Annotated in this window: 19 protein-coding genes; 12 read left to right on the top strand and 7 right to left on the bottom strand. The window is 72.3% G+C overall.

Annotation, left to right across the window (positions count from 1 at the left end):
• Positions 1–59: 59 nt before the first annotated feature.
• The 3 genes from ACQP10_RS21520 to ACQP10_RS21510 are packed head-to-tail and all read left to right on the top strand — an operon-like array spanning position 60 to position 6888.
• Positions 60–3608: an AAA family ATPase gene (locus ACQP10_RS21520; RefSeq protein WP_433539584.1), complete on the top strand. Its 3549-nt coding sequence runs from the start codon at positions 60–62 to the stop codon at positions 3606–3608.
• 29 nt (positions 3609–3637) lie between these two features.
• On the top strand, positions 3638–4288 hold the full coding sequence (locus tag ACQP10_RS21515) for a hypothetical protein (RefSeq protein WP_389998580.1): 651 nt from the start codon (positions 3638–3640) through the stop codon (positions 4286–4288).
• Positions 4288–6888, top strand: coding sequence for an NACHT domain-containing protein (locus tag ACQP10_RS21510; RefSeq protein ID WP_433539583.1), 2601 nt, complete (start codon positions 4288–4290; stop codon positions 6886–6888). Before ACQP10_RS21515 ends, ACQP10_RS21510 begins: the two co-directional genes overlap by 1 nt.
• A gap of 44 nt (positions 6889–6932) precedes the next feature.
• Here ACQP10_RS21510 and ACQP10_RS21505 read toward each other — a convergent pair whose 3' ends face one another.
• Positions 6933–7940: a helix-turn-helix transcriptional regulator gene (locus ACQP10_RS21505; RefSeq protein WP_346020989.1), complete on the bottom strand. Its 1008-nt coding sequence runs from the start codon at positions 7938–7940 to the stop codon at positions 6933–6935.
• Positions 7941–8005: 65 nt separating this feature from the next.
• Here ACQP10_RS21505 and ACQP10_RS21500 point away from each other — a divergent pair, with 65 nt between their 5' ends.
• From ACQP10_RS21500 to ACQP10_RS21485, 4 genes are all read left to right on the top strand, one after another.
• Complete coding sequence (locus ACQP10_RS21500; protein WP_433539582.1) at positions 8006–9484, top strand: MFS transporter; 1479 nt, start codon at positions 8006–8008, stop codon at positions 9482–9484.
• A gap of 238 nt (positions 9485–9722) precedes the next feature.
• A complete protein-coding gene (locus ACQP10_RS21495) occupies positions 9723–10172 on the top strand; it encodes a helix-turn-helix transcriptional regulator (protein ID WP_346020991.1) in 450 nt (149 codons plus the stop codon).
• 5 nt (positions 10173–10177) lie between these two features.
• Positions 10178–10588 carry a VOC family protein gene (locus ACQP10_RS21490; RefSeq protein WP_399500924.1) on the top strand — a complete coding sequence of 137 codons (411 nt, stop codon included), beginning with the start codon at positions 10178–10180 and terminating at the stop codon, positions 10586–10588.
• Positions 10589–10726: 138 nt separating this feature from the next.
• Positions 10727–13033, top strand: coding sequence for an excinuclease ABC subunit UvrA (locus tag ACQP10_RS21485; RefSeq protein ID WP_346020993.1), 2307 nt, complete (start codon positions 10727–10729; stop codon positions 13031–13033).
• Between the two features lie 135 nt (positions 13034–13168).
• On the opposite strand, the gene ACQP10_RS21480 is transcribed toward ACQP10_RS21485, so the two are convergent.
• Both ACQP10_RS21480 and ACQP10_RS21475 read right to left on the bottom strand, forming a co-directional pair.
• On the bottom strand, positions 13169–14098 hold the full coding sequence (locus ACQP10_RS21480; protein WP_389998564.1) for an NAD-dependent epimerase/dehydratase family protein: 930 nt from the start codon (positions 14096–14098) through the stop codon (positions 13169–13171).
• Positions 14095–14496 carry a hypothetical protein gene (locus ACQP10_RS21475; protein ID WP_346020995.1) on the bottom strand — a complete coding sequence of 134 codons (402 nt, stop codon included), beginning with the start codon at positions 14494–14496 and terminating at the stop codon, positions 14095–14097. The genes ACQP10_RS21480 and ACQP10_RS21475 overlap by 4 nt, the downstream gene beginning before the upstream one ends.
• Before the next feature lie 161 nt (positions 14497–14657).
• Here ACQP10_RS21475 and sigJ point away from each other — a divergent pair, with 161 nt between their 5' ends.
• Complete coding sequence (sigJ, locus tag ACQP10_RS21470) at positions 14658–15581, top strand: RNA polymerase sigma factor SigJ (RefSeq protein ID WP_389998561.1); 924 nt, start codon at positions 14658–14660, stop codon at positions 15579–15581.
• Here the strand turns inward: sigJ and ACQP10_RS21465 are convergent.
• A complete protein-coding gene (locus tag ACQP10_RS21465) occupies positions 15557–16030 on the bottom strand; it encodes a carboxymuconolactone decarboxylase family protein (protein ID WP_346020997.1) in 474 nt (157 codons plus the stop codon). The two genes, sigJ and ACQP10_RS21465, sit on opposite strands and share 25 nt — an antisense overlap.
• A gap of 1122 nt (positions 16031–17152) precedes the next feature.
• On the opposite strand from ACQP10_RS21465, the gene ACQP10_RS21460 reads away from it, so the two are divergent.
• Both ACQP10_RS21460 and ACQP10_RS21455 read left to right on the top strand, forming a co-directional pair.
• Positions 17153–19954 (top strand): BTAD domain-containing putative transcriptional regulator, encoded by a 2802-nt coding sequence (locus tag ACQP10_RS21460; RefSeq protein WP_433539581.1) that lies wholly within the window; start codon positions 17153–17155, stop codon positions 19952–19954.
• Positions 19955–20071: 117 nt separating this feature from the next.
• A complete protein-coding gene (locus ACQP10_RS21455; RefSeq protein WP_389998556.1) occupies positions 20072–20998 on the top strand; it encodes an RNA polymerase sigma-70 factor in 927 nt (308 codons plus the stop codon).
• Positions 20999–21134: 136 nt separating this feature from the next.
• Here the strand turns inward: ACQP10_RS21455 and ACQP10_RS21450 are convergent, their stop codons facing one another.
• The 3 genes from ACQP10_RS21450 to ACQP10_RS21440 are packed head-to-tail and all read right to left on the bottom strand — an operon-like array spanning position 21135 to position 22785.
• On the bottom strand, positions 21135–21344 hold the full coding sequence (locus ACQP10_RS21450) for a DUF4287 domain-containing protein (protein WP_346021000.1): 210 nt from the start codon (positions 21342–21344) through the stop codon (positions 21135–21137).
• Positions 21345–21376: 32 nt separating this feature from the next.
• On the bottom strand, positions 21377–22210 hold the full coding sequence (locus ACQP10_RS21445) for an alpha/beta fold hydrolase (RefSeq protein ID WP_433539580.1): 834 nt from the start codon (positions 22208–22210) through the stop codon (positions 21377–21379).
• A 32-nt stretch (positions 22211–22242) separates the two neighbouring features.
• Positions 22243–22785: a dihydrofolate reductase family protein gene (locus tag ACQP10_RS21440; RefSeq protein WP_433539579.1), complete on the bottom strand. Its 543-nt coding sequence runs from the start codon at positions 22783–22785 to the stop codon at positions 22243–22245.
• Between the two features lie 111 nt (positions 22786–22896).
• Between ACQP10_RS21440 and ACQP10_RS21435 the strand changes: the two genes are divergently transcribed.
• Together ACQP10_RS21435 and ACQP10_RS21430 are read left to right on the top strand one after the other, a co-directional pair.
• A complete protein-coding gene (locus ACQP10_RS21435) occupies positions 22897–23544 on the top strand; it encodes a winged helix-turn-helix transcriptional regulator (RefSeq protein ID WP_389998546.1) in 648 nt (215 codons plus the stop codon).
• A gap of 431 nt (positions 23545–23975) precedes the next feature.
• Complete coding sequence (locus tag ACQP10_RS21430; protein ID WP_433539578.1) at positions 23976–26156, top strand: hypothetical protein; 2181 nt, start codon at positions 23976–23978, stop codon at positions 26154–26156.
• The last annotated feature ends 146 nt before the right edge of the window (positions 26157–26302 follow it).

Genomic DNA, 26302 nt, shown 5'->3' with positions numbered 1-26302 from the left:
GACGAAATCGGACGACAGTCGTTTGATGCCGGTGGTCGTGGTTTGTCAGAATGACCGTCATGGGCGAGCGGGGGGACCATCCCAACGAGGTGTGCCCCTACCAGGGTCTCGCCCCGTTCGAGGCGGGCAAGGCCGAGCTGTTCTTCGGCCGTACGCGGGCCACGCGCAATCTCCTCGAACGCCTCGGACGACGGCTGACCGGCCACGGGTCCGTCCTGCTCGTCTCGGGCGCCTCGGGCGTCGGCAAGTCCTCGTTGTTACGCGCGGGCCTGATCCCGGCGGTGACGAAGGGCGAGCTGCCGGTCGCCGGGGCGCGGGAATGGCGGTGCCTGCTCGCCACGCCCACCGCGACGCCGTTACGCGCGCTCGCGCGGGTCTGGGCACAGGCGTTCGGCGGGCACGCGGAGACGGTGGCCGAACGGCTGCGGAACGATCCCCGGCGGGCCCTCTCGGACGCCCTGTCCGGGGAGCCGCCGGGCGCCCGCCTCCTGCTGGTGGTCGATCAGTTCGAGGAGCTGTACACCCTGGTGACCGACGAGCGCGAGCGTCAGGCGTTCGTGACGGTCCTGCACACGCTGGCCGACGGCCGGGACGGCGCCGCAGTGATCATCGGCGTACGCGCGGACCACTGGGACCGCTGTGCCGCCTACCCGCAGTTCGCCGAGGCCATCCAGGACGGTCAGGTCATCGTCGAGCCGATGACGGAGGCGGACCTGCGGCTGGCCATCACCGGCCCCGCCGCCACGACCGGCCTGAGGATCGAGCCCGGCCTGGTGGAGACCATCCTGGCCGAGCTGCGGGCCGGCGATCGTTACCAGGCCGGTGCGCTGCCGCTGCTCTCGCAGGCGCTGCGCAACACCTGGGAACGGCGCACCGACGGCACCCTGACCCTCCGGGGGTACGAGGAGTCGGGCCGGGTCCGCGACTCCGTGCGCCGCACGGCCGACGAGGTCCTGGAGCGGCTGACCGCGGAGGACCGCAAGGCCGCGCTGCGGATCTTCCGCCGACTGACCCTGATCACCGCGGGCGGACAGGTGGCGCGGCGCGGCGCGCGGCTGGCCGACATTCACGCCGCCGCCTCCGCGCACTCGGAGCGGCGGCGGGAGGAGGTCGGGGCGCTGCTGTCCGCGTTCGCCGACCGGCGCCTGCTCACCCTGAACGAGGACACCGTCGAGATCGCCCACGACGCCCTCCTGACCGCCTGGCCCGCGCTGCGGCAGTGGCTCGAACCCGACCTCGCCGCACAGACCGTGTACGACCTGCTGCTGGAGGCCGCCGCGCAGTGGGCCGACAACCACCGCGATCCCGCGTTCCTCTACCGGGGCGCCCGGCTGCTGGCCGTACAGGACAGCCGGCCCCGCTGGGACCGCGATCCCGACGGCTACCCGCCGCCGGGCCCCGTCGTGGAGAGCTTCGTCGCGGCGTCCACGCGGGAGGTGCGGCGGGCGAGCCGCCGCCGCAGGCTCGCCGCGGCCGGCCTCGCGATGCTGTCGGTGCTCGCCCTGATCGCCGCCGCCACCGCCGTCAACGCGGCGGGCGAGGCCGACCGGCAGCGCAGGGTGGCGCTCTCCCGCCAGCTCGCGACGCAGAGCGAGGTCACCGGCGACGTCGCCCTGTCCTCGTTGCTGGCCGTGGCGGCCTGGGGCATCGCCCACACCGACGAGGCCCGCAGCCGGCTGCTGTCCGCGGCCACCGGCACCGGCCGGGGCGAGCTGTCCGGGCACACGAGAGGCGTCACGTCCCTGGCGTTCAGCGCCGACGGCTCGATCGTGGCCACGGGCGGCGACGACGGCACCGCGCGCCTGTGGGACACGAAGGCGCGCAGGCAGCTCGGCGCGCCGATCACCCGCGCGAAGTTCGACTGCCCCGGCGTGGAGCTGGCCCTGAGCCCCGACGGCCGGACGCTGGCCACCGCGTGTCTCGGCACCGTCCGGTTCTACGACGTGGCCACCCGTCGCGAGCTGGGCCCCGAGCTGGACCACGACGAGATCGTGTCGGCGCTCGCGTACAGCCCGGACGGGAGGACCATCGTGACCGGCGACGTCACCGGAGTCGTCCGGCAGTGGGACACGGCCACGCACCGCCCGCGCGGCCCGGCCATGGGCCGCCCCGACCGCGGGATCGAGCGGGCGAACATCGTGCGCAGGGTGGCGTTCGCCCGCGACGGCAGAAGTCTGGCCGTCGCGAGCGGCAAGGCCGTGCGGCTCTGGGCCCCCGTCACGTCCCGCCCGCTGGGCGCTCCGATCGCCAGGCAGAGCGAGACCGTCCTCGACGTCGCGTTCAGCCCGGACGGGGCCACGATCGCGACCCTGAGCCTCGACAACGTCGCCCGGCTGTGGAGCGTGGCCTCGGGCGAGCGGACGGCCGTGATCAGGGATCGCAACATCGGCTTCGACTCGATCGCCTTCAGCCCCGACGGCACCCGGATCGCCACCGGCGGGCGCACCGGTCGCACCGTCCTGTGGGACACGGCCACCCGGCAGCAGGTGGTCGCGCTCCAGGACAACAACGCGGGCGTCGAGCGGGTGGCGTTCAGCCCCGACGGGAAGCTGCTGGCCGCCGCCGGCGGCGACGGCGTCGTACGGCTCGCCGACCCGCAGGTCCACCTGCAGACCGGGCGGCCGATGCCCGCGCGGGGAGCCGTCGCGCTGAGCCCCGACGGGCGGACCCTGGCCACCGGCGGCGCCGGTGAGAAGAGCCCCGACGTCCAGTTGTGGGACGTGGCCGCCCAGCGCCCCATCGGTCCGCCGCTGCGCTCCCCGGGCGCCCGCGGCTCCGTGACGAAGATCGTGTTCACGCCCGACGGGCGCACGCTCCTGACGTCCGGCCTGGACGGCCTGCGGCTCTGGGACCTCGCGAGCCGCCGCCTGATCGTCCACGACGCCGAGTTCGACGGCCTGGCCCAGCTCAGCCCCGACGGCAGGTTCGTCGCCGTCCAGCGCGAGCAGGCCATCGCGTTCTGGGACGTCGCGAGCCACCGGGAGGTCGGGCCGCGCATCCGCGTACCCGACCACACCGACGTCATCACGGGGATGGCCATCAGCCCCGACGGCAGGACCCTGGCGAGCGCGGGCTTCGACTCGCGGGTGCGGCTCTTCGACGTGGCCACCCGCCGCCAGCTGGAGGGCACACCGCCCGCGGTCGCCGGTGGGCTGGTCAACGACCTGGCCTTCAGCCCCGACGGGCGGACGCTGGCGTACACGGCGGACGACGACGCCGTGCGGCTGTGGGACCTCCCGCGCCGCCGCACGGCCGGCGTGGCGCTGATCCCCGAGGACGACGTGCCGTACTCGCTGGCGTTCAGCCCGGACGGCGAGGTGCTGGCCACCGGCCTGCGGAGCGGCGCCGTGCAGCTGTGGGACCTGCGGACCTACCGGCCGCTCGGCACCCCGATGACCGGCCACTCCCGTGGCGTGGTCGCGCTCGTCTACGACCGGGGCGGTACGGCCGTGGCCACGGTGGCGGGCGACGGCACCGCGCGGCTGTGGAACGTCGCGACGCCCGCCGACCTGGTGTCCGCGGCCTGCGCCAACGCGGGCCGCGCACTCGAGCGCGGCGAATGGGAGACGCTCATCTCGCAGGAGGAGTACCACCCGACGTGTTCGTGACCCTCGATCGTCTCGCGGAGAGAGCCGGCATGTTCCTGCGAGGGCTGCGGCGGCGGACGGGCAGGCCGGTCCCCGAGCTGGTCGGCCTGTTCCGCTCGATCATCGACGGGGGCCGCGACTTCCACCCGATCGCCTCCGACTTCCTGCAACACTTCATGGACGGCGCGGGCGCCTCCAGGACGATGTCACTTCGCTGGCTGCGCTCGTTCAAGGTGATCAAGAAGGCCGAGCGCAGGAACCAGCGCCGGTTCGAGCGGCAGCTCCTCCGGCAGGCCGGGCTGCTGGAGGAGCACGGCTCGTCCTGGCTGCACGACCACTGGGACGTGCGGATCAACGCCTTCATCGGCACCGAGTTGTTCTACGTCAGCAGGATGAGCCTGCTGCGCTCGCAGGGCTCGTTCGTCCTGACCAGGGACGGGCGGGAGGTGCGGGTGTCGGGAACGGTCCGTCACAGCTGGTTCGACCCCTACGACTGGGATCGTGGGCGCTGGGTCTACATCCCCCGGCACGGGTTCGTGCCCATCGCGGTCGGCCGGGACCTGGTCGAGGCCGACGAGGCGCGCAACTTCCTGATGGAGTCCCGCCACGTCCAGACGCTGGAGGGCGTGTGCGTGCCCGGCCGGTGGCCCCGGCGCGGCCGGGCGACGTTCGTGTGGGCGCTGGTGAGGACGGGGTCCTGATGAGTGCGGATCGTCCTCTGCCGCCCGACCCGGCGCGGGCCGCCACCGTGGAGGAGTTCGTCGGGTCGCTGGTCCGGCTCAGGCAGTGGGCGGGTGAGCCGTCCCTGAGCCGGCTGCGCTCGCTCGGCGGCCGGACGGCGGCCTCGGACGGGGCCATGGTGGACACGCTGCCGAAGAGCACGACCTCACACGTGTTGCGGCAGAGCGGCCGCTTGCCGCGGTGGGAGTTCGTGCGGGCGTTCGTCACCGCGTGCTTCCTCTCCTGCGACCATCCGGCCGAGTTGATCCCGGCGGAGCTCGAACGCTGGCGGGCGGCCAGAGCGGCCCTGGCCGCCACGCCCCCACCCACCGGCACCGCTCCTTCCGCGCTCCCGCCCACCGGCGCGACTCTTCCGGCGCCGCCACCCGCCGACGCCGCTTCCTCCGCGTCGCCCGCTCCGCCTGCCGAGGAGGTCGTCGTGGCCCCGGCGGAGGGCGGCGCCGGGCCGGACGATGCGGTGGAACTGCTGGTCAGGCGCGTCGTCCGGGAGGAGGACAGGGCGCGCAAAGGGCTGCTCGGCGGTTACGACATCGCCCCCGTCTCGTTCAGCTCGCACTCCGGCCGCGACACCTCCGGCGAGGAACCGGACGACCTGCACACGATCGGCCGCTTCTTCTCCGCCCTGAGCCCCCAGCGCCTGCTGGTCGTGGGCGAGTCGGGAGCGGGCAAGACGGTCCTCGCCATCGAGCTGGTGCTGCAACTGCTGGAACCCCTGCTGACCGCCGGACCCCGCCACCGGATGGTGCCGGTCCGCCTGAACGCGGCCCGCTGGACCCTGAGCAGGCCGTTCGAAGCCTGGCTGGCCGAACAACTGGTGCGCGACTTCGGCCTCGGGACCGACGACGCGCTGCGGCTGGTACGCGACCGCAGGGTGCTGCCGGTGGTGGACGGCCTGGACGAGCTGGACCCGGAGCCGTCGGCCGGCTCGCCACGCCGGGCGATCGGCCTGCTGGCCGAGCTCAACCGCTACAGCGACCTGTCCGGGCGGCGGCCCGGCGCGGTCGTCGTGACCTGCCGGGCCGACCGCCACGACGAGCTGCGCGCGGCCGGGGTCTGGCTGGACAACGCCGTCCTGATCCGGCTCCACGACCTGACCGTCGAGCAGATCGCCGTGTACCTCACGGCCCGCTGGCCGGACGGCCACCCCTGCGCGGGGCGGCGCGACGGCATCCGGAAGGCGCTGTCCGGGCCGGCGGGCCGGGCCGTGCACTCCGCTCTCGCCACACCGTGGCGGTTGCTGCTGACCGTCACCGCCGTGGAGTCCGGCGCCGACCCGCGCGAGCTGCTGCGTGTGGACCCGCACGCCGATCCCCGTGAGGGTGCGGAGCTGATCGCGCGGCGGCTGCTGGAGGCGTACGTCCCGGCGGCGACGCGCCTGGCGCCCCGCGCGGGTCGTGCCGCCCGCGCCGCCCGTTCCGCTCACGGCACCGCGTACCAGCCGGACCAGGTGCGGGCGTGGCTCGTGCAACTGGCGGCCCACCTGCGGTGGCAGGCCGCGCGCACCATCGGCGCGGATCGGCCGCCGCCCGGCCTGACGGCGATCGACCTCGTTCCCCACCTGCTGTGGCCGATCGGCGGCTGGCGCCTGGTGCGGGCGCTGCACTGCCTGTGCGCCGTGCTGCTGGCGGTCGTCGCCATGCTCGCCTTCTGGACGGGTTCGGCGGCCGGCGACCTCAGCGCCGGCCCCGGCGCGGAGCAGGTGCTCACCCTGGTGCTCATGACGTCCTGGGTGGGCATCGTGACCGGCCTGTCGCTGTCGTCGTGGCCGGCGGCGGCCGGCGGGCGGAGCGACGTCCCGCGCAGGCGGCGCGTGACCGGCGCCCTGGTCGGAGCGCTCGCGGGCCTGCCCGTCGGCGTGCTCGGCGGGCTGACGGGGCTCCTCCTGACCGACGGGAAGATCTTCGGCCCGGCGTTCGCCGTCGTCGCGGGCGGCACCGGAGGGCTGACGCTCGGCACGGTCATCGGCCTGACCGCCGCCGGCCGGATCGGGGCCGAACGCATGACCGTCTCCGAGGCGATCCTCGCGGAACCCGTCACGCTGACGGGCTTCGGGCTGTGCGGCGCGATCACCGGGCTGGCACCGCTGCGGCTGGCCCACGCCGGCCCCGCGGCGCTGGTCGCGGGGGTGAGCGGGGCCTTCGTGCTGGCGTTCGCGCTCGGGGTCGTCTTCAAGATCACCACCGGGGGGTGGAGCATGGACGCCGAGCTGGCCCATCCACGCGAGGCCCTGCACCGCAACCCGACGATCGGCCTGGCCTTCGGTCTCACCGGCGGGGTCGCCGCCTTCCTGGTGTTCATCATGAGCCAGGGCGTCGTCGAGTCGCTGGTGTGCGCGCTGATCGGCGGCGTGACCTTCGGCCTGTCCTTCGGCGCCGTCGCGTGGACCCGTACCGTGATCGGCCTGACCGTCGCGGCCACGCGCGGGCTGCTGCCGTTGCGGTTGTGGACCTTCCTCGACTGGGCGTGCGAGGCCCGGCTGCTGCGCGTCAGCGGCGCCACGTACCAGTTCCGGCACCGTGAGCTGCAGGACTTCCTGACCTCACCTGACAGCGACGGCTGAACGCCGAACGGTGGAGCTGGTGCCGGCGCCGGGGTCCGCCCTTTTCATAGGGGATCGGCCCGCATAAGCCCTGGCCGAGGCGGCATAGCGGGTTCGAGTCCCCTGCTGATCCGGGTGCGCAGGGAGTGCAGGGCTTGCCTGAGCTCGGCCGGTTCGATGTCGGTGATGTCGGCGTCGAAAGTGAGGATCAGTCCTGCCAATCCCGGCCATGACCATGCGCCAAGTGTGAGTCGGCACGTGGTTTCGGTGTCGTACTCGACTGTTGATCCGCCGGGGGCGAACCGGGCGACGGTGGAGGCGGGCAGGGCGAGGATGGCTGAGCCGCGGCAGGGCCATTCGGCGGCGGCGTCTCCGCGGTCGTGTGCGGTCATGACGAAGGCGACAGGATCACCGTGCGGGATGTCACGTCGGTCGAAGGGGGTGTGTGTGGGCATGTGCGGTTTGAAGCGGTCCACGCGCATCGCGCGCCATCGGTTCGCGTTCGGGTCGAAGGCGACCAGGTACCAGCGGGCGGCCCAGACCACGAGGTCGTGCGGTTCCAGCGTGAGCGTGGCGGGTTCACCGTCACCGGTGTAGTCCACGCGAACGAGGTGCCGCCGACTGATCGCACTGCCAACGGCGCGGACGATCTCGGCGTCGATCGGTGGCGCGGGGAACTCCCAGTAGTTGCGAGCCGAGGAGACGGTGAACGCTTCGGCGTGCAGGCGGCTGCGCGCGGGCATCGCCTGGTGCAGCGTGGCGAGAGCACGGGCCGCGTTCTCGCGGATGCCGGAAAGAACCGTCGGCACCGTCTGGAGCGCGACGGCCGTGGCGACGGCCTGGTCCTCATCGAATACGACCGGCGGCAAGCGGCTGGCGCGACCAAGTCGATATCCGCCACCCGCTCCGCGGACCGCCTCGATCTCGTACCCGAGATCCCGGAGCGTATCGATATCGCGACGCACGGTTCTCGCCGACGCTCCGAGCCGGGTGGCGAGCTCCTCGGCGGTCAGGGTCGCGCCGATCCCGAAGATCGACAGCAGTTTGAGCGCCCGCGCGGAAGTGGCAGCCATGATTCTCCGATCCTCTCACCGAAAGCGGTCACTCCACGGCAACTATGCCGACGATGGTGGCCGACATGACCGATTCACCAAGCCCCGGAGAGGGCACCCGCACCATCGGGGCATCTCCGACACTCAGCGCCGGCGCCGGCGCGACCATGGCGCTGCTGGTGGTGCTCTTCGGGTCCTTCATGGACCTCCTCGACGCGACGATCGTCACCGTCGCGGCCCCGGCGATAGCCCAGGATCTGGGTGCCGGCGACGCTCAGGTCCAGTGGACGGTCGCCGCCTACACCCTCGCCCTGGGCGCGGGCCTGATCACCGGCGGACGGCTCGGTGACCAGTACGGCCGCAAGCGGCTGTTCATGATCGGGCTGGCCGGGTTCATGGTCACCTCGGCGCTGTGCGCGCTGGCCGTTGATCCGGGGATGCTCATCGGCACGCGGATCGGGCAGGGACTGACCGCCGGGATCATGGTCCCGCAGGTGTTCGGGATCATCCGGGCCTCCTTCCCTCCGGGCGAGCGTGCCAAGGCGTTCGGCGCCTACGGAGCGGTCCAGGGCCTCGCCTCGGTCGCCGGCCCGCTGCTGGGCGGACTACTCGTCGACATCAACCTGTTCGACCTGGGCTGGCGCACGGTCTTCTGGATCAACGTGCCCGTCTCGATCCTGGCACTCATCCTTGGCGCGAAGGTCCTTCCGGAGTCCCGCTCCGCCTCGACCGCGCGACTGGACCTCCCGGGCGCGCTCCTCGCGGCCACGGGCATCCTTCTCCTGCTGCTGCCCATCATCCAGACCGAGACATGGGGATGGACCTGGGCCGGCTATGCCCTCCTCGCAGCCGGAATCATCGTGCTCGCGATCTTCCTCGCCCACGAGCGCCGCCTCACCGGACGCGGAAACGAACCTGTCTTCGACCCAGCCCTGCTGAGAATCCGCGCCTTCGCAGTCGGCCTGAGCGCTTCGGTGCTCTTCTTCGGCGGCATCGGGTCGTACTTCCTCACTCTCTCGATCTACCTCCAGAACGGGACAGGCCGGACCGCATGGGAGACCGGCCTGGTGATCCTCCCGTACGCGCTCGGCTCGATCATCACCTCCGGCCTCGGCGTCGCTCTCGCCGCCAAGGCGGGCAGAACGCTCCTGATCATCGGCTCGCTCACCATCGCGGCATCTCAGCTCGTCCTGTGGTCCATCGTCAAGGACGGCGACGATCCCGGATACTGGCTCCTCGCCCTCGCACTCTTCATCGGCGGCCTCGGGCTCGGTCTCGCCGCACCCATTCTCGTCAACGTCGTCCTCGCAGGCGTCCCTGGACGCAACGCAGGCGCCGCGGGCGGGGTGCTCTCCACCGTCAACCAGATCGGCGGCGCCGCCGGCATCGCCGTGCTCGGCACGATCTTCTTCACCGCCGTCACCGGTTCAGCCACCGGAGCACCGATGCTGCCCGACTACAGTCACGCGCTCGGCATCGTCCTGATCGCCTCCGCCGCGCTCTACCTGATCACGGCACTCGTGATGCTCGCACTCCCGAAAGCCGCGGTCGAGCACGCCGGGTAGAGAACCCATGCCACGCGCGGCCGACCGGTCGGCGAGCACGTCCGTAGGGCGGCCAGGACCGGTACGAGGTGGACTTCGGCGCCGCCCGCACGGTCGACGAGGTGCGCCTCTACTTCAAGGACAGCCGCCCCGCCGGCGTCGTACACCTCGCCCGCCGGGCGCGGCGAGGGCGCCCGCGGGGGAGAGGACGGCCGGGAGCCGCGCCGCACCGGCTCCGGCCGGGCCGTACGATTCCGGTGTGACCGGAAGATCCCCCTCGGCGCAGCGCCTGCGCGACCTCGCGCGGCTGCGCCGCGTCCGCGACCGGATCGACCGGGAGTACGCGCAGCCGCTGGACGTCGAGGCGCTCGCCCGCGGCGCGAACATGTCGGCCGGGCACCTCAGCCGCGAGTTCAAGCTCGCCTACGGCGAGTCTCCGTACAGCTACCTGATGACGCGGCGCATCGAGCGCGCCATGGCGCTGCTGCGCCGGGGCGACCTCAGCGTCACCGATGTCTGCTTCGCGGTCGGCTGCTCGTCGCTCGGCACCTTCAGCACCCGCTTCACCGAACTGGTGGGCATTCCGCCCAGCGCCTACCGGCGCCACGCGGCGGGCGCGACGGAGGGGATGCCGTCGTGCGTGGCCAAACAGGTGACCAGGCCGGTCAGGAATCGAGAAGCCCGGGTCGCGGAGCCGCGGGTAGCGTGACCTCCATGGACATCGCCATCCATTCGGTCTTCCTGCCGCACGACGACCCGGACGCCTCCCTGGCCTTCTACCGCGACGCCCTCGGCTTCGAGGTCCGCGACGACGTCGGCTACGGCGGGATGCGCTGGATCACGGTCGGTCCCCCCGGCCGGCCCGGCACGTCCATCGTCCTGTACCCGCCGGCCGCCGACCCCGGCGTCACCGACGACGAGCGCCGCGTCATCGCCGAGATGATGGCCAAGGGCACCTACGCCGCCATCGTCTTCGCCACCGAGGACCTCGACGGCGTCTTCGAGCGGCTCCGGGCCGGCGACGCCGAGATCGTCCAGGAGCCGGCCGAGCAGCCGTACGGGGTCCGCGACTGCGCCTTCCGCGACCCCGCGGGCAACCTGGTCCGCATCAACGAACTGCGCTGAGCCGTCCGGCCGGGAGCCGGGCCCTCCTCCCAGAAGAAAACCGGAAATGTCGCCTGTACCTGGTTAGATCATGCGGGGCGACGCCGGCGGAGACCGAAGGCGGGCCCTCCCATCCCCTGCAACGAATGGAGACCCAGCATGGCCCCGAGGACGGACCCGCAGTCGCCCTCGCCGCACCTCGCCGACAGCCACGACCTGATCCGCGTGCAGGGCGCCCGGGAGAACAACCTCAAGGACGTCAGCATCGAGATCCCCAAGCGCCGGCTGACGGTGTTCACCGGTGTCTCCGGCTCGGGCAAGAGCTCGCTGGTGTTCGGCACGATCGCCGCGGAGTCGCAGCGGCTGATCAACGAGACCTACAGCGCCTTCGTGCAGGGCTTCATGCCGACGCTGGCGCGGCCGGAGGTCGACGTGCTGGAGGGGCTGACCACGGCGATCATCGTCGACCAGGAGCGGATGGGCGCCAACTCCCGTTCCACCGTCGGCACGGCCACCGACGCCAACGCGATGCTGCGAATCCTCTTCAGCCGGCTCGGCGAGCCGAGCGCCGGACCGTCGTTCCACTACAGCTTCAACGAGCCCGCCGGCGCCTGCCAGCGCTGCGAGGGCATGGGCAGGGTGACCGACATCGACCTGTCCCAGCTCTACGACGACGGCAAGTCGCTCAACGAGGGCGCGCTCACCATCCCCGGCTACAGCATGGACGGCTGGTACGGCCGCATCTTCGCCGGTTGCGGCTTCTTCGACCCCGACAAGCCGATCCGCGAGTTCACCGAGGGCGAGCTCCACGACCTGCTCCACAGGGAACCGACCAAGATCAAGGTCGAGGGCATCAACCTGACCTACGAGGGGCTGATCCCGCGGATCAGGAAGTCGTTCCTGTCCAAGGACCGGGAGGCGCTGCAGCCGCACATCCGGGCGTTCGTGGACCGTGCGGTCACCTTCACCGCCTGCCCCGAGTGCGGTGGCAGCCGGCTCAACGAGGCCGCCCGCGCCTCGCGGATCAAGGGCGTCAACATCGCCGAAGCCTGCGCGATGCAGATCAGCGACCTGGCCGGATGGGTCCGCGGCCTCGACGCGCCGTCGGTGGCGCCGCTGCTTGCCACGCTGCAGCAGACCCTCGACTCGTTCGTGGAGATCGGGCTGGGCTACCTCTCGCTCGACCGGCCCTCGGGCACCCTGTCGGGCGGCGAGGCGCAGCGCACCAAGATGATCCGCCACCTCGGCTCCTCCCTCACCGACGTCACCTACGTCTTCGACGAGCCCACCACGGGCCTGCACCCCCACGACATCCAGCGGATGAACGACCTGCTGCTGCGGCTGCGCGACAAGGGCAACACGGTGCTCGTCGTGGAGCACAAGCCGGAGATGATCGCGATCGCCGACCACGTCGTCGACCTCGGCCCCGGCGCCGGTACGGCGGGCGGCGCCGTCTGCTTCGAGGGCACCGTCGAGGGGCTGCGGGCCGGCGGCACCCTCACCGGCCGCCACCTCGACGACCGGGCCGCCCTCAAGGAGACGGTGCGGACGCCCACCGGGAAGCTGGAGATCCGCGGCGCGACGGCGCACAACCTGCGCGACGTCGACGTCGACATCCCGCTCGGGGTGCTCGTCGTCGTCACCGGCGTCGCCGGCTCCGGCAAGAGCTCGCTCGTGCACGGGTCGATCCCGGCCGGCGCGGGCGTGGTGTCGGTCGACCAGGGCGCGATCCGCGGGTCGCGGCGGAGCAACCCGGCGACCTACACCGGGCTGCTCGACCCGATCCGCAAGGCGTTCGCGAAGGCCAACGGCGTGAAGCCGGCGCTGTTCAGCGCCAACTCCGAGGGCGCCTGCCCCAACTGCAACGGCGCCGGCGTCATCTACACCGACCTGGCGATGATGGCCGGCGTCGCCACCGTCTGCGAGGAGTGCGGGGGCAAGCGGTTCCAGGCGTCGGTGCTGGAGTACCGCTTCGGCGGCCGTGACATCAGCGAGGTGCTCGCGATGTCGGTGACCGAGGCCGAGGAGTTCTTCCGCGCCGGTGAGGCGCGCACGCCGGCCGCGCACGCCATCCTCGCCCGGCTCGCCGACGTCGGGCTCGGCTACCTCAGCCTCGGCCAGCCGCTCACCACGCTGTCCGGCGGCGAGCGGCAGCGGCTGAAGCTGGCCACCCACATGGCCGAGAAGGGCGGCGTCTACGTCCTCGACGAGCCGACCACCGGCCTGCACCTCGCCGACGTCGAGCAGCTGCTCGGCCTGCTGGACCGGCTCGTCGACTCCGGCAAGTCGGTCATCGTCATCGAGCACCACCAGGCGGTCATGGCGCACGCCGACTGGATCATCGACCTCGGTCCCGGCGCCGGTCACGACGGCGGCCGGATCGTCTTCGAGGGCACCCCGGCCGACCTCGTCGCCGCCCGTTCCACCCTCACCGGCGAGCACCTCGCGGCCTACATCGGCGCCTGACCGGGGCCGCCGCGGAGGCTCGCAAGCCGGGCCTCCGCGACGGTGCGACCCGGCTCGACGGTGATCGTCACCGGTGCCTCCGGCCGCTCCGCCGCAGGGCCGTGCACGGGTGGGGCGCGATGGCCGCGGGGTGCGTCACCCGTCGGCGAGCGTTTCGAGGCCCTCCCGGTAGGTCGGGAAGGCCGGCCGCCACCCCAGCCGGCGCTTGGCCTTGGCGTTGGACACGCGAATACCGGTGTCGACCATGAGGGCGTGCAGGTACGGCAGCGCTCTGAACACCGGACCGGGCACCGTGACGGGCTCGGGAGCGCCGGCGGCGGCCGCCAGGGCCCGCACGTAGTCGGCGAAGAGGACCGGCCGGTCGTCGACGATGTTGTACGCCTGCTCCGCGTGCCCGCGTTCGAGCGCGGCCACCGTGGCGGAGGCGGCGTCGTGGATGTGGATCGGCGCGGTGGTGCCGCTGGGGCGGGGCACGGGCAGCATGCGCCGCCGGAGCATGCTCATGAGCCGCCGGGTGGTGGGCTCGGGACCGTAGAACATGCCGTAGCGCAGCGCGATGCCGTCGATCCCCGGCGCGCCGAGCACCTGGTCCTCGTTCGCCCGCATCGAGCGCATGTGCCGGTCGAAGGCGCGGTGCCCGGTCGGCATCGCGAAGGGCCGCTCCTCCTCCAAGGGCTCGGGGCCGTGGTCGCGATAGCCGTAGCCGAGGAAGAACGACTGGGTGAGGAAGCGGCGGGCGCCGATCTCGGCCGCCGCGCGCAGCAGGTTGGCGGTGCCGCGCTCGCGCAGCGCGTCGGTGGCGTACAGGTCGCGGTGGAACATCGGCGCCCCGGCGATGGCGGTCGCCTGGTGGATCACCGCGTCGGCCTGATGGCCCTTCAGCGCGGCCAGCAGGCCGTCGGCGTCCATCAGATCGGCCGGTAGCGAGGGCACGCCCATCGCCTTCAGCCGTGCCGCGCCGCGTTCGGACCTGGTCAGCCCCAGGACCTGATGTCCCGAGGCCAGAAGCATGGGCACCAGCGCGGTGCCGAGCGTGCCGGAGGCGCCGGCCAGCAGTACCTTCATCGGTGTCGTCCCCCCTCGGGCCGTGCGCCCGCCGCGACCCGCAACCGCCGGATCCTGGCCAGCCACCCGGCCAGGCCCACCGCCGACAGCGTCAGCAACATCCAGGGGTCGGAGGACCTGCCGCCCAGGGAGAGATCGATGGCGTGGTTGAAGGCGTGGAAGGTGTTGGTGACCACGAACCCCGCCAGCACCAGGGCCGGCGCGTCCCGCCAGCGCAGGGCGCACAGGAGCATCACGCCGATGCCGATCTGGAAGACGCCCGCGTCGTGCAGGAAATGCACGTGATCGGGCCAGCGGGTGAAGTGGGCGAAGCCGGCGGGATCGAGCCAGGCCCATCCTCCGGAGAGGAGCATGGACGCCGCCGCCAGGACCACGGCGGCTTTGACCAACGTGTTCATCGATATCTGCTTCCGTTCCTGTCGTGCCTGTCGCCCATGAGAGAGATGCAGTGACCGCCGATGTGACATGAGCGAATGTGGTTTAACCCACATGTCACGTTTGTGATGGCGAGTCCCCTCCTATGGGGGACGGCAACGACCGCGGCGGAGAGGAGTTCAGCGTGACGACGGCGACGAGTGCCGCTTTCGAACAGCATCGCAACCTTCTGTTCACCATCGCCTACGACATGACGGGAAGCGTCCAGGACGCCGAGGACGTGGTGCAGGAGACGTGGCTCGCCTGGTCGAAGGTCGATGCCGAACGCCTGGAGCATCCCAGGGCGTACCTGGTGCGCATCACCGCGCGGCAGGCGCTGGCCCGGCTGCGCCGGCTGCGCGCCGCCAGGGAGGACTACGTCGGGCCGTGGCTGCCCGAACCCCTGGCCACGGGCGGCGATCCGGCCGAGGACGCCGGCCGGACCGAAGATCTCACCTTCGGCCTGATGGTCGTGCTGGAGACGCTTTCCCCGCTGGAACGGGCCGCTTTCGTGCTCCGCGAGGCGTTCGGCTACGGGCACGGTGAGATCGCCGGCATCCTCGGCCGATCGCCCGACGCCGTGCGCCAGCTCACCCACCGCGCACGCGAGCACGTCCAGGCGCGGCGTCCTCGCTTCCCCTCCGATCCCCGCCGTGCCCGCCGCGCGGCCGAGCGTTTCCTGTCGGCGGCGCTCGGCGGTGACATGGCCACGCTGATGGAGGTGCTTTCCCCCGATGTCACGCTGTGGAACGACGGCGGCGGCGAGGTACGGGCCGCTTTGCGTCCGGTGCGCGGCGCCCGCAAGGTCGCCCGCTTGATGTCGGCGGTCGGCCCCCGTTATGCCCGCCTGCACGCGCGGTGGATCCCGGGCGCCCAGCCCGCCGTGCTGCTCACCGCGGACGGCATGCCCGTGGTGGTGCTCGTGTTCGACCTGGACGCCGATCGGATCCGCCACGTCTACGGCATCGTCAACCCCGGCAAACTCCGCCACCTGTCGGACATGCCTCCCCCGTCCTGGCGGACGGGGGAGGAGATGGCATCTGATCAGCCGAGCCGGCCGGGCTGGTAGTCGCCGACGGGTTGCCGGACGATGACGTTGAGGCGGTTGGCGGCGTTGATGAAGGCGATCAGGGACACCAGGGCGGCGAGCTGGTCCTCGTCGTAGTGCTCGGCGGCGTTCGCCCATGCCTCGTCGGTGACGCCGCCGGCCGCGTCGGCGACGCGGGTGCCCTGCTCGGTCAGCTCCAGGGCGGCGCGCTCGGCGTCGCTGAACACCGGGGCCTCCCGCCAGGCCGCGACCAGGTTGAGGCGGGCCGGGGTCTCCCCGGCGTGCGCGGCCTCCTTGGTGTGCATGTCGACGCAGACGGCGCAGCCGTTGATCTGGCTGGCGCGGAGCATCACCAGATGTTGCGTCGCGGCCGGCAGCGGCGAGTCGAGGATCACCTTGCCGGCCGAGAAGAGATGCTTCATGATCTTGCCCGCGGTCGGGTTCTCCATGAGGTTCAGACGAGCGTTCATCGCGCACTCCCTGTGGTCGTAGCCGTTCGACCATGAGATGCCGACGGCCCGATCCCTGTGACACCGCGCTCGTGTGACGTGCGCCATAGCCGGAGATCCGTCGCGGGTGGGACGGGAGAACGCGGTCACAGGAGATGCCCGTGCGGGGCCCTGAACGGGCCCCGCACGGGCACGGTCCCCGGCGCGTCCGTCCCCGGCTTGACGCGCACGTCCCCGATTACGGCGGCCGGCGGCATCCGTGATCCCGCGGCCGCCGGCCCCCGCTCCCGAACGTGAGAAGCGCCTTCGACGGGTGTTGACAGGACCTTCGGCGTCCGCTGTGCCTCCCCGTCGAAGGCGCTTCTCCTCACCGTGGTTCATCAGCAGCAGTGCTGCTCACGCCGTGTGTTCGTCAGCAGCAGTGGACCATGTCGGCCGAAGCGGACGACGCGACGGCCACCCCGCCGGCCGTGGCGGAGGCGGCGAGCAGCACGGCGGCCACCAGGCGTAGCAGCGTGTGTTTCATGGGGTCTCCCTGTCGAAGGCGCTTTTCCTCACCGTGTGTTCGTCAGCAGCAGTGCTGGTCGTCGGCCGACGCGACCGATGCGAGGGCCACCCCGCCGGCCGTGGCGGAGACAGTGAGCAGCAGGGCGGCCGCCAGGCGTAGCAGGGTGTGTTTCATGGGATCTCCTTGTCGAAGGCGCTTTTCCTCACCGTGTGCCCGTCAGCAGCAGTGGGCCATGTCGGCCGACGCGGACGACGCCACGGCCACCCCGCCGGCCGCGGCGGAGGTGGCGAGCAGCACGGCGGCCGCCAGGCGTAGCAGCGTGCGTTTCATGGGATCTCCTTCGTCAGCAGCAGTAGATCGGGTCGGCCGACGCGGACGACGCGAGGGCCACCCCACCGGCCGTGGCGGAGGCGGCGAGCAGCACGGCGGCCGCCAGGCGTAGCAGCGTGTGTTTCATGGGGTCTCCTTCGCTGGCAGCAGTCGGCCGCCTCGGTCCGGGAAGTGGATCCGGCGACGGCCGCATCCGGGTTCGTAGACGACGATGCGCGGCCGACCCTGAATAATCCTTGCGAACAACCTTGAATCGGCAGATCGCAGTCGGTTACACACGGGTGATCGAGAGGTGGGGGTGTGGCGTGCCGGCGGAATTCCGACTTCTGGGTGACCTGGAGGTTCGCGCGGACGGCCGGCGCGTCGAACTCGGGCATCACCGCCAGCGATGCGTACTCGCGGTGCTGCTGGCCGAGGCCGGCAGGCGCGTGTCGATCGACCAGCTCCTGGACCGGGTGTGGGGCCACCACCCGCCTCGGCACGGCCGCGACACGCTCTACAGCTACCTGTCCCGCCTGCGGCGGATACTGGCGGCGGTCGACGGCGCGCGGATCGCACCGCGGAACGGCGGCTATGTGATCAGCGTCGATCCCATGACGGTCGACCTGCACAGGTTCCAGCGCTGGGTCGGAGAAGCCCGAACCGCCGACGACGCCAACGCCCGGCGTCTGCTGGAGCAGGCGCTCGCCCTGTGGCGCGGGGACGCCCTCGCCGGCCTGGACACCCCCTGGCTGAACGCGCTGCGCGAAGGGCTGGTCCAGCAGCGGCACGCCGCCGAACTGGACCTCACCGACGTCCACCTCCGCGCGGGGCGGCATGCCGAACTGGTGCCCGCGTTGACGACACGGGCGGCACGCCATCCGCTGGACGAGCGACTGGCCGGTCAGCTCATGCTCGCCCTGTACCGCAGCGGCCGGCCGGCCGACGCCCTGCAGCACTACCGGCGGATCCGGCTGCACCTGGTCGAGGAACTCGGCGCCGAGCCCGGCCCGTCACTGCAGGACCTGCACCGCCGCATCCTGGCCGCCGACCCCACGACGACACCGCCCGCCTCCACGCCGGTCACACCGGCCGGGCCGTCCGGGCCGCCCGGCGTCGTGCCGCGTCAGTTGCCGGCCCCGCCCGCCCGGTTCACCGGCCGAAGAGCCGAACTCGGGCAGCTCAGCAGAGCATTGGACGAATCCGGCCGGCCAGGGGGCACGGTGGTGATCTCCTCCATCGGCGGGATCGCGGGCATCGGGAAGACGTGGCTCGCCCTGCGCTGGGCGCACGAGAACATCGACCGCTTCCCCGACGGACAGTTGTTCGCCGATCTGCGGGGCTTCGATCCGATCGAGCCGCCGCTGTCCCCGGCCACCGCCGTACGCGGCTTCCTGGAGGCACTCGGCGTCGATCCCGGGGGGATACCGACGGACCCGGACGCGCAGGTGGGCCTCTACCGCAGTCTGGTGGCCGGACGGCGGATGCTGATCGTGCTGGACGACGTCCGCGACGCAGGCCAGGCCACCCCGCTGTTACCCGGCAGCCCCACCTGTACGGTCGTGGTGACCAGCCGCCACCAACTGGCCGGAATGACCGCGGCCAACGACACCCGGCCGGTGTCCCTGGACGTCCTCGACGACGCCGAGGCCCACCGGCTGCTCTTCAACCGGCTCGGCGCCGACCGGCTGGCGGCGGAACCGGAAGCCGTGGCCTACCTGCTGGACTGTTGCGCGGGTCTGCCGCTGGCGCTGGCCGTCCTCGCCGCCCGCGCCGTGCTCAGCCCGCAGTTGCCGCTGGCAGCACTCGCCACCGAACTACGGGACACCACCGGCCGGCTGGACGCGTGGGACACCGGGGACCTGCGGACCAACCTGCGCGCCGTGTTCACCGCCTCCTACCGTGGTCTCTCCGCGCGAGCCTCCGAGGTCTTCGGACTGCTGGGCCTGGCACCGGGCCCGGACATCGGCCTCGGCGCCGTCGCCGCCCTGGCCGGCCTGCCGCCCACCCGGGTACGGGGACCGCTGCGAGAACTGGAGGGGATGTCGCTGATCCGTCAGCACACTCCGAACCGGTGGCGCATGCACGACCTGGTCCGTCTCTACGCCGCCGAACAGGTCCGCGAGGACCGGCCCGAGAGCGCCCGGCAGGCCGCGCTTCGGCGGTTGGTCGACTTCCACCTGCACACCGCCTACGCCGCCGAACGGCTTCTCGCGCCGCATCGCGCACCGATCACGCTCGACGAACCCGCTCCCGGATGGTGGCAGGGGCCGCCGGCCGACCACGCCGCCGCCTGGTCGTGGTTGGCCGAGGAGCACGCCTGCCTGCTGGCCACCCGGGACCTCGCCGCGAAGCAGAACCGGCACGAGGCGGTGTGGCGGCTCGCCTGGAGCCTGGACACCTTCCACTTCCGGCGCGGCACCATACAGGACCAGTTCGACGGCTGGCTGGTGGGACTGGAGGCCGCTCGCCGTCTCGGCGATCCCGAGGCCCAGGCGCTGGCTCACCGGATCCTCGGCAACGCCTGCGCCAGGCTGGGCCGGCACGGCCCGGCCATGGAGCACTTCCAGCAGGCTCTCGCCCTCACCCGGAGCACCGGGGACCTCGCCGCCCAGGCCCAGATCCATCAAGGTCTGGCGGTGTCCTGGGCGCAGCGGGAGGATTTCCGGCAGGCTCTGGAGCACACCACCCAGGCCCTGCACCACTACCGGGCCCTCGACGACCACGTGCGGACGGCCGACGCGCTCAACGACATGGGCTGGTACGCGAGCAGGCTCGGACTGCACGCCGAGGGTCTCGCCCACTGCGAAGCCGCCCTGGCCCTGTTCCGCCGCCACCGGCACCGCGACGGGGAGGCCAACACGCTCGACAGCCTGGGATACATCGCCCACCACACGGGCCGGTACGACCAGGCCCTGAGTCACTACAACGAAGCTCTCAGACTGCTTCAGGAGATCGGCAACGCCTTCGACGAAGCCAGCACCCTGGAACACCTCGGAGACGTCCACGCCGCGATCGGTGACCGGCAGCAGGCCCGCAGCGCGTGGCGCCGGGCGCTACGGCTCTACCAGGCCCAGAACCGCGCCGAGGACGCCGACCGCGTTCGGTGCCGGTCATCGGCCGTCTGAGCGCCGATCCGCAGGCGGGTGGAGGTGGTGCACGTCACACGGGACGCGCTGTCACGGAACGACGGGGGCCGGCATCTCATGGGGGAGAAGGTCGGAAGCGAACGGGAGGGGTCACCCATGGTCGGCGCCGCGGACCGCGTCGGAGGCATGAGCGAGGACGGCGGCCTGGCTCCCGCCACGGAGACGTTCGTCGCACACCGCGACCTGCTGTTCACGGTCGCCTACGAGATGCTCGGCTCGGCCGCCGACGCCGAGGACGTCCTGCAGGAGACCTGGCTGCGGTGGGCGGACGTCGACCTGGACGCGGTGCGGGACCGCCGCGCCTACCTGGTCAAGGTCACCACCCGGCAGGCGCTCATGCGGCTGCGCGCGCTGGGGCGGCGCAGGGAGTCCTACGTCGGGCCGTGGCTGCCCGAACCGTTGCTGACCGCGCCCGACGTGGCCGAGGACGTCGAGCTGGCCGAGAGCGTCTCGATGGCGATGCTGCTGGTGCTGGAGACGCTGCAGCCGACCGAGCGGGCGGTGTTCGTGCTGCGCGAGGTGTTCGGCCTGGACTACGACGAGATCGCCGAGGCCGTCGGCAGGAACCCGGCCACCGTACGGCAGATCGCGCACCGGGCCCGGGGGCACGTCGCCGCGCGCCGGCCGCGCGGAGCCGTCTCCCCGGCCGAGGCGCAAGGCGCGCTCCAGGCGTTCCAGCGGGCGGTCGAAACCGGCGACCTGCAGAGCCTGCTCGACGTCCTCGCCCCCGACGTCGTCGCCCTGAGCGACGGCGGCGGGGTCAGGCAGGCTCTGCTGCGGCCCGTCGTGGGGGCCGACAGGGTGGCCCGCGTGGTGGCCGCCGGCCTGAGAAGGGTCGGCGCCGCGATGTCGCTCGAAGCGGTGCAGGTCAACGGCGGCCCGGCGCTGCTCGTCCGGCTTGACGGGGAGATCGACGGCGTCATGGTGGTGCGGGTCGAGGACGGCCTGGTCACCGGGCTGTACTACGTGCGCAATCCCGAGAAGCTGTCGCGCGTGGAGCGGGAGACCGCGGTGAGCCGCTGAACCCGGAGCCCTGCCGGGCCGGGTCCGCACGGGTGGTTCACCGCGTCGGCGAACCACCCGTGCGGACCCGGCCCGGCCGAGACGGGACTCCCGGATCAGGCCCGCACGGGACGGTGCCCGGTCCCACGCGGCCGGCTCATTTCCTGCCGGCGAGGGTGTGGGCGACCAGTGCGTTGGCGTGGCCGTGCCCGAGGCCGTGCTCGCTCTTGAGCCAGCCGACGATTTCCATGTGCCTGGTCAGCGGTGAGGAGTCGATGAGGTCGATCCATTCCTGGACCGGGCGCCCGTACTTCTTCTCGATGGCGGGGAAGTAGCTGGAGGGATCGCCCTTGGCCGGTGCGGTCATGTCGCGGAACTCCGTTCTGCCGGTGGTGGGGGTCAGGCGAGGGCCTTGTGGATGATCTCGGCGCCGGCGGCGGCGTCGGTGGCCAGGCCCTGGTGGTCACCGGGGAAGGCCAGCGGTTCGACGCCGAGCCGTTCGGCCAGCACCCGGGCCGACAGCGCGGGAACGCCGTCCCCCGAGGCCGCTCCGACGCCGACGGCGACCGGTACGGGACCGGAGCGCAGCGCGGCGATGTCGGGCTCGAAGCGCAGCACGGGCAGCAGCACGTGGGCCAGGAAGTGGTCGAGGTTGCCCTGGATGCGGCCCATCATCTCCAGCGCCTCGGGCGGCATCTGCGAGGGGTCGGGCATCGCGGGAGGCGCGGCGCCGTCCCCTTCGACGGTGGCGATGAACCTGCCCATCGCCATGCCCGCGCCCTGGTCGCGGTAGGTGTCGTACACGTCCTGGAACACCGCCCGCCAGCGCTCGCGGTCGGGCAGCAGTTCGGGGATCGGCGGCTCGTGCACGACCAGGGCGCGCACCCGTCCGGGGTGGCGCGCGGTCAGGTCGAGGGCGGTGAGCGCGCCGCCGCTGTTGCCCAGCACGTAGGCCGGCTCGTCACCCAGGGCGGCCAGCAGGCGGTGAGCGTCGTCGCTGAAGACCGCGACGTCCTGGTCGGCGGGCGGTTCGGTCAGGACGCTGCGGGACAGGCCGCGCTGGTCGTAGGTGACGACGGTGTAGCGGTCGGCCAGGCACGCCGCCAGGCCGGCCAGTGCTCCGGCGTCGGCGGGCGCGCCGGGGATCATCAGCAGCAGCGGCCCGGTTCCCCGGATCTCGTAGTGCAGACGGGCGCCGGGGACCTGGAGTGTCCTGGTCTGAACGTCGTTCATCGTGATGTCTTCCATTTCGTATGGCGGAGCGGTCAGGCGGGCTGGTAGGTCAGGTCGAGCACACCGGTGGCGAAGGTGACCGACCGGGCGAGCTTGAGGGCCACGGGCGCGGCGCCGTCGGGGAACAGGCGCTGCCCGGCGCCGACCACCAGGGGGTGAACCAGCAGGCGCAGCTCGTCCAGCAGCCCGGCCCCGAGCAGGGCGCGGACCAGGCTGATGCTGCCCGCCACCGAAATCGTGCCGCCGGGCCGCCCCTTGAGTTCTTTCACCGCGGCGGCGACGTCACCCTCGATGAGGGCCGCGTTGGTCCAGCCGACCTCGGCGAGCGTGGTGGAGGCGACCAGTTTGCGGATGCCGTTGATCGCATCGGCCATCTCGCCGGTCTGGTGCGGCCAGACGGCGGCGAACGCCTCGTAGGTCACCCTCCCCAGCAGCAGGGTGTCGGCCTCGGCGTACATCTGGCCGACCGCCGCCCCCATCTCCTCGCTCAGATAAGGGAAGTGCCACGTCTCGGGCGCCTCCACCACGCCGTCCAGCGAGACGAACAGCCCGGCCGCGATCTTCCGCGCCGTCATGCGATCACTCCTCACAGGTCACCGGATGGACCGGTCATATGGCCGGACGAGCAGCAAGCTTGTCTTTTACAAGCATGGTTTGTCAACTGAAGTTCGCTGTAAGATGTGCACATGACGGCTCGTGAGTACGGACAGTTCTGCGGCCTGGCCCGCGCGTTGGAGATGGTCGGCGAACGCTGGACCCTGCTGATCGTCCGCAACCTGTTGTCCGGGCCCCAGCGCTACACCGACCTGCGCAGGGGCCTGTCCTCCATCCCGACCAACATCCTGTCGGCCCGCCTCAAACAGCTCGAAGAGGCCGGGCTGGTCCTCCGCCGCGCGCTGCCCCATCCCGAGCGCTCGGTCGTCTACGAGCTCACCGACTACGGGCGCGACCTCGAACCGGCCCTGGTCGCGCTCGGCCGCTGGGGCTCCCGGACCATGACCGAGCCCCGCGCCGGCGAGGTCATCACCGCCGAGTCGGTGGCCATGGCCTTCCGAACCACCTACCGGCCGGAGGCGGCCCAGGACGCCACGGTCGGCTACGAGGTCCGCATGGGTGAGTTCACCCTCCGCATACAGATCACCGCCGGGGCGCTCACGGTCGGCATCGGCCCGCACCCCGCCCCGGACCTCGTCGTCGAGAGGCTGAACGACCAGGGGATCCACGCTCTGATGACGGGCGCAAGGACCCCGGGCGAAGCGCTCGCCGACGGCAGCGTGCGGGTGGAGGGCGATCCCGCGCTGCTCCACCGGTTCGTCGAGACGTTCCGCTTCTGACCCGCCACCCGGCGGGGCGCCGAGGCCGGCCGGGGGCGGGACGCCGAACCGGAGCGGCTGCTCGCCCTCGGCGCCGAGCCCGCCGGCGTCGGCCCTCGCGCCCCGCTTCGGGCCTGGCGGCCCGGGGCGGGAATTCATGCCATTTTTATCCCCTTGCTTCGGGGCTATTGTTTCGCCATCTCACGGATCCACTGTCCGGATATTTCGTAATCCGGGGTTAATTCATTCCTATGGAGGTGGCTTCCATCAGAGCCAGCAAGAGGACCGCCGGTTCCACCCGGCAGGGAAAACGCTTCCCCGGATCGGTTCCCGTGCCCGGGACGGGCAGGGGCTGTCCGCCGCCCACCTCTGCCGGGGGAGGCGGGAGGCCGCTCCCTCCGAGGAGTGGAGGAGGCAGGCGTGCGGGGCTGTCGAGGATCGCCGGCGCGCTCATGCTCACCGTGGCGGCCGTGCCGGTCGTCACGGCGGCCCCGGCCGCCGCCCGCGCGGCGGACCCGCCGTCGGTGGTGATCGACTCCTCCGAGGCCGCCCCCGGCGTCGTACGGCTCGCCGGGCGTTTCACCGGGGCGTACGACGTGTCCGTCGTGGTGAACGGCGAGCGGATCGAGCGCGCCAGGGTGAGCGACCCGGACGCCGACGACAGCGGGACGTGGTCGTACGACCTGGACACCGGCGCGATGGACGGCGAGATCGAGGTCTACGCCAAGGCGACGGCCGCGGAGACGCGGTACGGCACGTGGTCGGAGCCGCTCACCCTGCGGGTGGACAACCCGCGGGCCAGGGCGCCCGAGGTGTCGATCGCCGAGCCCGCCGACGGTGCGCGGCTCACCCGGCCCACGCCGGTCCGGGTCGACGTCGCCGGAGCGGACGTGCGCTCGGTGCGGGTCCGGGTCAACGGCGGCCCCTGGCGGCGTGCCGCCGGCGCCGGGGGGCGGTACGTCACGCTGGTGAAACCGGCGGAGTACGGCGACGTCATGGCGAGCCTGGAGGCGGAGGCGGTCGACGCGCGCGGCCACGTCTCCAGGTCGGCCAGCAGGTACGTGGCGTTCGGCGCGGCGAAGAAGGAGCGCCCGGTGCCGCACCGGCAGGACCGGGCGATGTGGATCTGGGAGAAGGCGTCCTACAACCTGGTGCTCAACCCCGGGTCGCGCCGCCTGCTGGAGACCGTTCTCCCGCCCGGCTCGACCATGTACCTGGGCGTGGACACGTACGCGGGGCGCGACATGATCGAGGACGCGCGTCCCGGGTTGCGCGACCTCGTGGCCTGGGCGCACCGCCGGGGGATGAAGGTGCACGCCACGGTGGCCGGCGGGACGCGCCCGCCCTACCTCGGCGCGCTCTCCCGGTATCGCGACCGCGCCGTCGGGGAGATGGAGCGGGTCCTCGACTACAACCTCTCCTCGAAGCCGGCCGAGCGGTTCGACGGGATCAACGTCGACATCGAGCCGTACAGCCTGCCCTGGTTCAACAGCGCCAAGCCCGACGTGCAGATCCAGTGGCTGGACACCCTCCGCGCGATGATCGCGCGGCGGGACGCGTCCGGGCAGCCCCTGCTGTTCGGCCCCGCCGTACCCCGCTGGCTGGACACCTCCGCCTGCTGCACGGACATCCCGTACGGCGGGACCACCCGCGCCATGTCCGAGCACGTCCAGGACATCAGCGACTACATCGCGATCATGGACTACCGCGACCAGGCGGACGGCGGCGTCGGCATCATCGCGCAGGCGGCCGGTGAGATCGCCTACGCCGAGCGGATCGGCAAGCCGCTCTCCGTGGTGGTGGGGGTGGAGACGCTGGACATCGCGACCAGCGGCGATCCGTCCAGCATCACCTTCCGCGAGGAGGGCAGGGACGCGCTGGAGGCGGAGCTGGCCAAGGTCTACCGGGCGTTCTCCGGCGAATCCGCCTTCGCCGGGGTGGCGCTGCACCACTACGACTCCTACCGGGAGCTGCCCACGATCTGGGGTCCCTCGGCGCGATGGCCCGCGCCGCCCGCCGACTCCGGGCCGCCCACGGGCGTCGGGTCGCCGCCGAAGGCCGTCGCGTTCGACCACGCCACGGTCGACCTGACCTACGGGCGGGCGCACGACGACACCGAGGTCGACTTCTACGAGGTGCACCGGTCGGCGGAGCCGGGCTTCACACCCGGCCCCGGCACGCTCGCCGGCAGGGCGCGCGGCCTCACCTACACCGACGCCGGGCTGCTGCCCGGCACCGCCTACCACTACCGGATCGTGCCCGTGGACGTGGCCGGGCACCGCGGTCCCGCGTCCGATCCGGTCGCCGTGACGACCGGCGCCACCGGCCTGCGTCCGATGGTCGTGGAGTCGATGACCGTCACCCTGGAGGGCGGCGCGGCGCGGGTGCGGCTGCGGGTCGTGGACGAGGAGACCGGGCGGCCGGTGGCCGCCACGGTGCGCGGGCGGTTCACCTTCTCCGCCGGGCGCTACGTGACGGTGACCGCGAACGCCGACGGCTGGGCCACCGCGACGTCGGAGGCGCTGAAGCAGCCGACCGGAGAGGTCGGCTTCGCCGGCCACCGGCTGACCGCCGCCGGTCACTACTGGGCCGGCGCCTACGACCGGGGCAGGGACGTCACCGTCCGCTGGTGACGCCGGCCCCGTCGAAGGGCCGCCTCCCGCCGGAGGCGGCCCTTTCGTCATGCCTGAAGGAGGGAATTCATTCCTTTTGAGAGGTAAAGAAGGGATGAATTTAGCATTGACATTGCTCCTGTTTGACGAGAAGAATCCCGTTATGG

The organism is Streptosporangium sandarakinum, assembly GCF_050942225.1.
In the GTDB taxonomy this organism is placed as follows: Bacteria; Actinomycetota; Actinomycetes; order Streptosporangiales; family Streptosporangiaceae; genus Streptosporangium; species Streptosporangium nondiastaticum.
Note: the sequence above shows the minus strand (reverse complement) of the source record. Positions and strands in the feature narration are given on the sequence as shown.